At 32.6% G+C, this 10,881-nt stretch carries 8 protein-coding genes; 4 read left to right on the top strand and 4 right to left on the bottom strand.

Translation table 11 applies throughout. The features are described 5' to 3' along the window. Nucleotides 1-65 precede the first annotated feature (65 nt). The 4 genes from lanKC to ACFTQ7_RS16225 form a co-directional block, all read right to left on the bottom strand. Nucleotides 66-2,681, bottom strand: coding sequence for a class III lanthionine synthetase LanKC (lanKC, locus tag ACFTQ7_RS16240; RefSeq protein WP_386829943.1), 2,616 nt, complete (start codon nucleotides 2,679-2,681; stop codon nucleotides 66-68). A 223-nt stretch (nucleotides 2,682-2,904) separates the two neighbouring features. Then, nucleotides 2,905-3,549, bottom strand: a complete 645-nt coding sequence (locus ACFTQ7_RS16235) for an ABC-2 transporter permease (protein WP_386829942.1) — start codon at nucleotides 3,547-3,549, stop codon at nucleotides 2,905-2,907. After that, nucleotides 3,550-4,401 (bottom strand): ABC transporter ATP-binding protein, encoded by an 852-nt coding sequence (locus ACFTQ7_RS16230; RefSeq protein ID WP_386829941.1) that lies wholly within the window; start codon nucleotides 4,399-4,401, stop codon nucleotides 3,550-3,552. It abuts the gene before it with no gap. A gap of 509 nt (nucleotides 4,402-4,910) precedes the next feature. Next, complete coding sequence (locus ACFTQ7_RS16225; RefSeq protein ID WP_386829940.1) at nucleotides 4,911-5,174, bottom strand: hypothetical protein; 264 nt, start codon at nucleotides 5,172-5,174, stop codon at nucleotides 4,911-4,913. A gap of 153 nt (nucleotides 5,175-5,327) precedes the next feature. Here ACFTQ7_RS16225 and ACFTQ7_RS16220 point away from each other — a divergent pair, with 153 nt between their 5' ends. The 4 genes from ACFTQ7_RS16220 (at nucleotide 5,328) to ACFTQ7_RS16205 (ending at nucleotide 10,761) form a co-directional block, all read left to right on the top strand. Beyond that, on the top strand, nucleotides 5,328-6,614 hold the full coding sequence (locus ACFTQ7_RS16220; RefSeq protein ID WP_386829939.1) for a tetratricopeptide repeat protein: 1,287 nt from the start codon (nucleotides 5,328-5,330) through the stop codon (nucleotides 6,612-6,614). Between the two features lie 789 nt (nucleotides 6,615-7,403). Next, nucleotides 7,404-8,687, top strand: a complete 1,284-nt coding sequence (gene yfmF, locus ACFTQ7_RS16215) for an EF-P 5-aminopentanol modification-associated protein YfmF (protein WP_386829938.1) — start codon at nucleotides 7,404-7,406, stop codon at nucleotides 8,685-8,687. After that, entirely contained in the window at nucleotides 8,684-9,967 is a 1,284-nt protein-coding gene (gene yfmH / locus ACFTQ7_RS16210; protein ID WP_386829937.1) for an EF-P 5-aminopentanol modification-associated protein YfmH, read from the top strand. Before yfmF ends, yfmH begins: the two co-directional genes overlap by 4 nt. Nucleotides 9,968-10,389: 422 nt before the next feature. Beyond that, complete coding sequence (locus ACFTQ7_RS16205) at nucleotides 10,390-10,761, top strand: GntR family transcriptional regulator (protein WP_386829936.1); 372 nt, start codon at nucleotides 10,390-10,392, stop codon at nucleotides 10,759-10,761. Nucleotides 10,762-10,881 lie beyond the last annotated feature (120 nt).

The following is a 10,881-nucleotide window of genomic DNA, read 5'->3' as shown; positions in this document are numbered from 1 at the left end:
CAACTTTTGCAATTCCAATACTGCGTTCATCTCAATCACCTCCTTCACTTAATTAAGAGCATTTATTAAATCACACTAGTTACAGATAGATCCTTGGCCTGTGTTCTTGTTAAAAATTCATCTGAATTGACAAGTGGTAACCAATAAAGTGGATTATCTTTAACTACCCCCAGTAATGCTAAAATTATTCCTGAGCTACCTGTATAGACATCATCGGCTAGTCTATAAGAAAACTGTCCTGGAAATACATAATAACCATTTTTCTCAATTAAAAAGAGATTAAGCAAATTCAATATCTCATTAAGTATTCTATCGCGCTCTAACTCATTTTTTACCATAGAAGGAATTAAAAGGAAACTACCGGCGCCATCAAATAAGCTGCCACTAATTGTGCAACGTATCTTTGATAATTTTAAAATCGCATCCATCTCTTCTCTATAAAGGTCTTGTCCACTCACATGGTTTAAAAACCAAATTGAAATAGCAACTCCAATTGATCCTCCAGAAAGGTATGGCAATAAGCGATCTCTACTATCTAATGTTTGTAATGTGCCAGTTGCATCATCTTTTCTTGTTGATTCTAAATCTTTCTTTAGAAATGCTTCAGCCTTTTCTAGATATTTTTTATTTTGGGTAGCTGAATAAAGTGCTGAATAAAACAGAGATACACCAGATAATCCATCGATTAAACCTATATCAACCGCCATCCAGTCATTAACTCTTAATGGCTCATCTTTAACTCTGTTAACTTCAATTGATTTTTCTATTTCTTTTGCTAGTTGTAAATACTCCTCATTTTGTGTTTCGAGATATAAACTAATTACGAATAAGCCTATTCCTGAAAAACCTGAGCGTAAAGAAATATCAGTTTCGTTAATATTATCTTTTAAAAGCTTCAACTCATTTAAGACAACTTCTTTATACCCTTTATCATAAAGTAAAGCTAATATTCCTGTTTTCCCAGTGAATAATCCATTATCTTCAATTGTAGATATATTATTCAATAAAAAGTTTTGAATCCATTCATCAACTTCTTCAGTACTAGATATGTTTTTAGTAAGTGTAAAAGCAGCACCACTTCCTCCAGTTAAGAAGTTAAATTTCCCCCCACTCATCTCATACTGGCGAATGTCACCATTAATGAGCCTTTCGTCGTTTGTTAAATTGTTTTCAAGACCTTTTACTAATTTGTTAATAATAGAAGATAAATTAAAGTCACTTGTCTGATCACTAAGGTTAATTTCTTCAGGGTTATACTCTTGATAATCCTTTATTTTCCTATCACATTTTTCTTGTAAATCTACAATAAAATTATAAAATTCTATCCCGTAATTTTCCTTCACCCAATTAAGATGATTATATTGTAGATATCCTTCTAAATCTTCTGAAGATAGTACTGGAAGTGATAAATACCTTACCAATCTCTTTAACCCAAACCAATCTCTTGCACCACTAACCTTCATTTCCTGCGAAGAAAACCCAGTTGTAGCCATATTAGGTCTGTCTTTAGAGTCTACGGGCATAGCCGTTTCAAAATCTATTATCCTAACAGTTAAATCCCCGGTTACCATTACATTTGCTGGTTGTAAATCACCCATAGCAACTCCATTTTTATGCATATCATCTATTAGAGTGACAAGTTGTAATAGTATCTTTTTAACATCTTTAGCGTGATCACTTATACTATCACTATCTCTAAAGAATGGATAATCTTGAGCAAGCCATTGCCTTAAATCTCGCCCTTCAATGAATTCTTCTACTAGAAAACAATGTTCCCATTCTTGGAAATAATCAATTAAATTAACAACACCGGGTACGTCTTCAAGCTTTTTTAAAGCGTCATGTTCGATTATTTGCCTCTCTAAGGCATCTTGAGCTACCCCATCTAAACCAGCATTTGGTCTAGCTTCTTTAATAATTACTTTCAAATTATCTTTCTTTCGAGTGGCAAGATATACTCCCCCAGCGTTACTAAAGCTAAGTGCTGTTTCAATCTGATATTGCTCTAAATTACTTTCCCCTTCAGTTTTCAAGTCACCAGAATTGTTAATGGAATTAAGATAATCGTCAAAATCTTTCACAAAGTCAGGGACCTGGTAAAAGGGATTTCGTTGATCTTTAATCAAATTACCTTCCTCATCTTTAATACAATGTTCGCCATGTTCATTAAAAATACTTCTAAATCCTCCGTATCTATAGAACACATTGCTATTTTTCCATCTCTTATCATTAAGAATATAAGGTCCTTTTTTGAAATCCTTGGTTGCTAAAGAAATCATTTCTAACAATTCAATAAAGACTTCGTTATTCACAGGATAAATTGTCATATATTTCCCCGAAGAGGCACGATTAGCATTTTTCGAATTCATCTTCATAAAGCTCTGTCTATCCTTAAGGTGTTTGAACTCAATCTTCTTATCTATGCATAACCGCGCAACCTTATCTAGTACACTCTGTGAGTCTACTAATGAAGAAGTTACATGAATTTTCCACCCTTGCTCTGGGAGTATTTGGCCCTTTACATGATAGTGCTTCCAAACCGAGTCACTTTCTGAGATAACGACATATGAGTCAGGTATCTCATTCAGTTCATATGTATTGCCATTTTCTTTCGCCTCTATTTTTCCATAATATTCTGACTTCGGTTTCAAATACTGATGATAAAGCATATTACCTTCCACAAAAATCCCTCCATTTAATTGTTAAAATTTTTAATATATAATGAATTTATCCATCTTTAGTAGGATAATCACAAATAATAACTCGGCAGCTTTATGACTGTAAGTGTTAGAGTTAATATAATCCCGGTTATATTACTCTAACACCGACACTTGTTTTTTCTTCTAATTAAGTATCTACTTACAATCAATAAATATCGCCTCATTAAGAGATAAAAATTGTAAATTAAAATTCTTTCTTATGATATATAAATGTAGCAATGAAATAAGAAAATATATATATGACAACACCAAATGTTATAAATATAATCGGGACATAAAAAGAAGGATCTATATTTAAATTGGCCAGTGGTTCTGTTAGATATCTAATTATACTTTGTATTCCTAAAGTAGCTATATATCCCCCAATTGCACCTCCGACTGTTATAACATCAGATTTTTCTGACCCTAAAACATATAGTAGTGGAAAAGCAATCGCTCCAGCAAAGAGGACTATGAAAGTACCAAAAGAAACGGTATTATATATGCCATCAATTGGTGTATCAGAAACTAGGCCGTATATATAAAATATGCCACACGATAATAAAGTACCGATTACTACAGTTATGAAATGGAAAAAGTAGTGACTTTGTACAATATTAGTTCTAGTCACCGGTAAAGTAAGTACATACTTATCATAACCAGATTTACCCTCATGTTTTATAACTTCAAGTGCAGGCATCGCCACAAACATAGTTAAGAAAGCAACATAACGGTGTATTGATGTATCACCAAAATAAAAAATTAATCCAGCGCCCAAAAGTGCTACCCCTATGTACACAAAAAGGCTTCGAAAAACTAGGTAATAGTTTGTCAATAATAAACCTCTCACTTATTTATCACTCCTTGTTAAAAAGACACTAAGTTCTTCCATTGAGATGGTTTTAGCAGCAATTTCATCTGGCAATTTCTGTTTATCTGATACAAGTACACTGAAATAAGAGCCATAGTTCCTTTTGGCCACAACTATATCTTTGTTTAGTAACGTTAGTTGTTCCTCGTCAAGATCTACAACAGTATAACTTTCTAAAAGCTTATCCTTCACTTCATTTAATAAAATTTTACCATCTTTTATAAAGACAACATGGCTAGCTATTTTCTCAATATCACTCATAATATGAGATGAAAGTAATATACCGCCGTTACTTTTACTCACAAAGCTTGTTAATTCATCTAACAAATCTTCTCTTGATGAGGGATCAAGTCCTCCAGTCGCCTCATCTAGTATTAATAATTTTGCATTATGCGACAATGCTACAGATAAAGACAGTTTCATTGACATCCCACGTGAGAGATTTTTTACTTTTTTATCTATAGGTAATAAGAAAGTATTAACTAATCGATAAAAATTTTCTTGATCCCAAAATTCATAAAGGTTTTTAAAAACTTTATTTAGCTGTTTTATTGTAAGATTAGCCGGTAGATTCATAGCATCAAACACGACTCCGATTTTTTCCTTAATATTGGCATGTTTATTTATATTTTCTTCACCAAATATTTTTGTTGTACCGCCATCTTTAGAAATTAATCCTAGTGCTGTTTTAAATGTTGTTGATTTACCTGCCCCGTTATCACCAATGAACCCAACAATTGATCCAGCCGGCACATTGAACGTAACATCTTTTAAGACAACTTTATTACCAAATGATTTGCTTATATTTTTAATCTCTAAAAGGTTTGACATCATTTCACTCCTATATTAATAGTTATAAGTTTTCCCAGAAGAAATTCGAGGTAATCCGGATCCTCTATAATCCCCCTCTACTAAATTATCAAGGTTAGCATTTTGACCTCCTCATCTATAAATACGATTGTTCCATTCCTATTTTAACTGTTTATATAAGGAAGTCGAGGTAAAATTTACGAAAACCGATTTGTAAATTTATCTATTGTTCATATTGTCTGGGGCGAGGTCTTCTTAAGGCAACACCGAAACGACAAGATCGTATCAGAACTTTTGAAAGGTCTAACCAACTGATGCAAAGCTAAATGGAAAACTTAAGCACTGAACCATTAATGAAATATGTAAATTGAGATCTCTACTTTAGCTACAAAGTGAAATTGTACTAATTATAACGATTTCCAAGTTATTGATTTTATTTTTTCATAGAGGATTAATTCTAATATTAATGATTTGGTTTATGCTTTTGTATTTTTCAGAAGTTCTACAGAAGCTGTAGGGAAAATCAAATCTTATACTAACGAATCATTACCCGGAGCCGGCCATACTAAATCTTTTGCTAACGAATCATTACCTATAGCTGGCCATACTAAATCTTTTGCTAACGAATCATTACCTATAGCTGGCCATACTAAATCTTTTGCTAACGAATCATACGCTGGGGCTGGCCATACTAAATCTCTTGCTAACATATTAGTATCAACAGCACCTGAAACTCCAAAACTATTTGACGTTAGATAACCAAACAAAGATAATGATAGTAACATCTTTTTCATTTTACGATACCTCCTAAATGATAATTTTATTAACTTTTCGCTAATTACTAACATTATCTATTTATTTTTTGGGGATGTCAACGGATTTTTGGTTTTTTTATGGATACTATTGAATAATTTTACATTTTTAACACGATTTTTAGGAGGATAACTATGGATATTGGTCATAAAATTAAACTTCGTAGAAAGGAATTAGGCTTAAGGCAGTCTGATTTAGCCGAACCTGAATTTACACGAGGGTTTATTAGTCAAATTGAGAATGGTATTACAAAGCCGCCGCTTAAAACATTAGAAATTATTGCGACAAAGCTTGCTGTCTCAATCAACTATCTTATTGAGGAAGAAAGTAAAGACTCTGTAGATTTTACTACGCCGCATAAAGTATCAGAAAAGATTAAGATTGCAAAAAGGCTCATTAACCTCAAAAAATATGAAGATGCTTCTTCAATCATCGAAACAATCGAGAAAATGAGCAATCCAGATTTTATGGGAGATGTTTTAGCATTAAAGGGCGAGATTTTCTATGAACAACAACAATACCAGGATGCGATTACCTTACTGGAACAGTCGTTAATTTATCTTCATCCAAAGGACCCAATCGCTAACATCGACATTTATGTAAAGCTTGCTGACAGTTATATGAATGGCCAAAAATATGATAAAGCGATCGACCATGGCTTTTATGGCCTATCGATTATTCAAAGCAATCATTATGAGAATCAATTATTCGAATTAAAGCTTCTCTATATACTAGGCTATTGTCATTGTCGAAGAAGTGAGTATAAGCAAGGAATCCGTTATGTAGAGGAAGCACTTTCTCTTTCAGATGTACTCCAAATTCATTACAATTACGGTTCACTAAAAATGTTACGTGGCATTGCGCATACGTATTTGAAGGATTATGAGAAAGGGATTCGCTATACAAAAGAAGCACTTCTTTTTTTCAAAAGTATAAACGCTATCCCAGAAGTTGTCGGTTGCTTAACTAATTTAGGCATCCTTTATAGATTTACGTATGATTACGAGCAAGCGATCCATTTCTTAAAAGAAAGTTTAACCGTAGCAGAAGAAGCACAATTACACTACCATAAGCAAAATAGCTTATATGAACTTGCCGAAACACATCTAGTAGCTCATCAATATAAAGAAGCCCTTTATCTTGCAGAAGAGAGTCTACAGCTTATTCGAGAGAAAAGGTTACGCGGTAAGATTTTCTATATTTTAGCTTCCACGCATGCTTCATTAACAAATTGGGCGGAAGCGATAACTTATACGAAACAAGCGCTTAAATTATTCGAAGAGCAAAACATGAAGCGTTGGCAAGCAAAATCGTTAACGAAATTAGCGGAGATTTATTATTCACAAGGTGAACACCAAGCGTCTCATATTCATTACCAAAAATCCCATGAGGTTTATGAGTCACTGATGGAAGCTGAATAATTCGGTTCTGAGTAAATTTAAAGCAATCGTATAGAAAACAATCACACGGAAACAAAAAACAAAAGCACCCTCCTTTTTTAGAATAATGGTATCAGTATTTAAAGCTTTAAAGGTTAAATGCAATTGTTTTTATGTTTTTGCACCAAAACCTAACTTGTGAAGACTACGATTAAACAAATTTGTGCTTGTAATTTTTTAGAAAGTGGTAGAAGTCATATTGAGACTTCTACCACTTTTTTTTCGTTTATAATAGATATTTTTTAAATTTATTTAGAAAATAGAAGCTTTATTCAGGACTATGCACTACAGTTCCTTTTTTAGATTCATATTTGACTTATCTGAACAATCTAAGTTATCCTAGTTTTGCATAATCGTTACAAATTAATACAAAATTACCCAAATTTATTGTGTAATCTACTTTTATTTTGTTTAATATACCATTCACAGCAGAGAGTATTACATGGATACACTCTATCACTATCTTACTGGATTAACATTTTAATCATTCTCCTTATATTTCCAGAATTTTAAAGGGTTTTATTAGATCGTTTATAAAAGTTATTTAAATACAAATACCTTTTAAAGTTAAATATGTTTCCTAATAAGATTGTATATTGAAACGCAATGAATATACCGAAAATTTAGATTACTACTAATGTATATTTCTTGTTTCAAGAGGAGTATGTAAACAATAAAAGCAGAAATTAGCTTACTATTTTAAGGTTCAACAGAATGGTAGGAAGAATTACCAAAATAGCGTAATTACATCTAAGGAAAGGGAGATAGTAGATGGAAGACATATGTATAAGTTCCAGTGAAAAAAACGGGTTACAGCTTCACCTATGTAATACAGATAAATTTAAGACAATTAGTATAATGTTGACAATGAAGGTACCTCTGCAAGAGGATGGAATTACTGCAAGAGCAATAATTCCCCATATTTTGAATGGAGGAACAACAAATTACCCGAATCGTAAGTTATTAAAGCAAAAACTTGATGAGATGTATGGAGCAAATCTCTCCGCAGATGCACTGAAAAAGGGCGAAGATCATATTATTACTTTTAGAATGGAGATCCCTGCAGATCGATATCTTAATGTATCTAATTCATTACTGAAATCATCTCTTGATTTATTGCACGAAGTTGTTTACAGTCCAATACTTGAAAATGGAGTATTTAATACTACAATTGTCGAACAAGAAAAACGCGCCTTAAAGCAACGACTTACTGCAATATATAATGATAAAATGCTATACGCTCATGTTCGTTTGATAGAAGAGATGTATAAAGGTGAACCGTATCAGCTTTCTGCATTCGGGAGAGAGGAAGATCTCACTTCTATTAATGCTGCATCTATTTATCAAGTATATGAAGAACTACTTCAAAACGCTCGCTTTGATTTATTCATCGTTGGTGCCTTTGATCAGAGTGAGGTTGAATCAATGGTACAAGATGTATTTTCTGAACAACATAACAACAAACCTATAAAGATGATTTCTTCAGATAGAAAAGATGTAAATAGTGTTAAGGTTATTCAAGATAAAATGGATGTAAAGCAAGGAAAGCTTTTTTTAGGCTATAAAACTTTCTCAACAATACAAGATGAGGATTATGAAGCTACAAGGGTGGCAAATGCGATTTTCGGGAGGTTCCCCTCTTCTAAATTATTTATTAATGTACGTGAAAAGGAAAGCCTAGCTTATTTTGCTCTTTCGCATTTAGAAAGCAATATAGGATTGTTAATGACAATGGCCGGAATTGAATTTGCTAACTACGAACGTGCAGTCGAAATTATAAGAGAACAAGAGTATGCAATGAAAGTTGGTGACTTTACTGAGACCGAAATTGAACAAAGTAAAGCAATGTTAATTAATCAATTAATAGAAGCATATGATACTCCTCTAGGAATTATGGATATATCTATTCAAGCTGTTGATAGTGGATTATCTAACAATATAAATGATCAGATTAAAAGAATTAGTATGGTATCAAAAAGCGATGTCATTCGTGCTGCTAATAAGTGGGAGCTCGATACAATCTACTTCTTAAATAGAAAGGAGGAAATAAAATGAAGTCAGTAGTTTATAAAAAGTTGGGAGAGACAATATATTATGAAAAGCTTGCCAATGGTCTTGAAGTTTTCGTACTTCCTAAGAATGGATTTCAAAAAACAATTGCGACATTCACAACAAAATACGGTTCAGTAGATAACAACTTCTCACCTCTTGGAAAAGATTGTTCTACTCAATTTCCAAATGGGATAGCTCATTTTTTAGAACATAAAATGTTTGAATGTGAAAAGGGTGACGTCTTTCGTACATTTGCAGAGCAAGGAGCTTCTGCTAATGCATTTACAAGTTTTACTCGTACGGCATATACAGTATCAGCTACATCTAACATAAACAAAAACCTTATAACTCTTCTGGACTTTGTTCAAGATCCATATTTTACAGATGAAACGGTAGATAAGGAAAAAGGGATAATAGAACAGGAAATAAAAATGTATGATGATAATCCAGACTGGCGTGCACGATTTGGAATTTTAGAAAATATGTATACAAATCATCCAGTGAAAACTGATATAGCAGGAACAATAGCTTCTATTAATCAAATTACCAAAGAGGATTTATACTCTTGTTATAATACTTTCTATCATCCTAACAATATGTTATTTTTTGTTATTGGCCCTGTGGTTCCTGAAGAAATAATAAGTCTCATTCGAAACAATCAAGAGCAAAAAACATTTCGAGAACCTGAAGAGATTAACCGCATATCCCCTGATGAAGATGCTGAAGTGAATAGAAGATCAAGTGTTATGAAATTACCAGTTCAAACACCTAAAGTTTTCATTGGATATAAAGAGCCTAACCCTATAAGACAAGGTAAAGAGCTGCTTAAATATGAGTTATCTCTAAATGTTTTACTTGAGCTAATGTTTGGTAATAGCTCTGAAGCGTACGAAAAAATGTACGATCATGGTTATTTAGATGGGGTGTTTACTTTTGATTATACAAATGAAAAAGGTTTTGGTTTTTCTGTAATTGGTGGGGACAGTCAAGAGCCTGAAGAAATCATAAAAATTGTAAATGAAACTATCGTTAGGTTTAAGAAAGAATCAATAAAGAAAGAAGATGCTCAACGTGCAATTAAGAAAGAAATTGGTAGCTTTTTAAGTGCCATTAACTCGCCTCAGTTTATCGCTAACCAATTTACACGTTATCGTTTTAATGGGATGGAATTATTTGATGTCTTGCCAACACTTGAAAATCTAACTGAAAAAGATCTTGAAGAAGTACTACATTTACACTTTTGTGAAGAATCAAGAACAACACTAATAGTAAAAGGAGAATAAATTAAAATAAAAGATTCCTCTGTCTACACGAGGCATCTTTTTAAAATTCACCTACCTTTTAAATTAGTTATATCCTCCCGAATTTCTCTAACTTTCAAGAAAACCATAGAGCTCTGGCGTGTGGATATATGTACATACTAATATATGAGTATGTACATATATGATTTTCAAAAGTCATCCAAATCCAAGCTATCGCAATATGCCTTAGTTTTCTTGAAAAAATGTTTGCAAATGATATGATAGCACGCATTCAATACTTCTTTTCATTTATAGATCCATTAAAAAATGTGTAAGACTCCATCTTCCCTTGTAAAATTCTTTATTGTTTAATTAATTTTTATTACCGTTGATGGTACTTTCCTGAACCCGTAGACAGGACATTATTTCAAATGTGTTTCTAAAAAATAAAAAGAGGGATTGGCATGCAAATAATTCTTTCCAAAAGTTCAAAGGATCCGATTTATGAACAAATTACGAATCAAATTAGATCGTTTATTTTAGCAGGTGAATTACAGGAGGGAGCAGCATTACCTTCCATGCGTAAACTCGCAAAGGATTTAAAAATTAGTGTAATTACAACGAAACGTGCCTATGAGGAATTAGAGAGGGCAGGTTTTATCTATTCCATTATCGGAAAAGGCTCTTTTGTCGCAGAGCAAAATTTAAAGGTCATAAGCGAGATTAAGCTGAAAGTCATTGAGGAGCAGCTGAGTGTAGTCATAATGAATAGCAAAGAAATCGGGCTGTCACTTGATGAACTACTGCAGTTAATGAAAATTTTATATGAGGAATAAAAAATAGAAAATATGATCGGATAAAAAAATATCACGAAATAATTCAAATATTTTTTAGTAAAAATATTAACTTACAAATAAAGTAGGACTTTGTAGTAATGAGCGATTCTTGTTCAAGCT

The organism is Lysinibacillus sp. NPDC056959, assembly GCF_042674095.1.
GTDB classification, from domain to species: domain Bacteria; phylum Bacillota; class Bacilli; order Bacillales_A; family Planococcaceae; genus Lysinibacillus; species Lysinibacillus zambalensis.
Note: the sequence above shows the minus strand (reverse complement) of the source record. Positions and strands in the feature narration are given on the sequence as shown.

Bases quoted from the DNA above. Each gene is read 5' to 3' on its own strand.
- ACFTQ7_RS16230 (WP_386829941.1), bottom strand. From the start codon at position 4,401: ATGTCAAACCTTTTAGAGATTAAAAATATAAGCAAATCATTTGGTAAT.
- ACFTQ7_RS16225 (WP_386829940.1), bottom strand. From the start codon at position 5,174: ATGAAAAAGATGTTACTATCATTATCTTTGTTTGGTTATCTAACGTCA.
- ACFTQ7_RS16220 (WP_386829939.1), top strand. From the start codon at position 5,328: ATGGATATTGGTCATAAAATTAAACTTCGTAGAAAGGAATTAGGCTTA.
- yfmF (WP_386829938.1), top strand. From the start codon at position 7,404: ATGGAAGACATATGTATAAGTTCCAGTGAAAAAAACGGGTTACAGCTT.
- yfmH (WP_386829937.1), top strand. From the start codon at position 8,684: ATGAAGTCAGTAGTTTATAAAAAGTTGGGAGAGACAATATATTATGAA.
- ACFTQ7_RS16205 (WP_386829936.1), top strand. From the start codon at position 10,390: ATGCAAATAATTCTTTCCAAAAGTTCAAAGGATCCGATTTATGAACAA.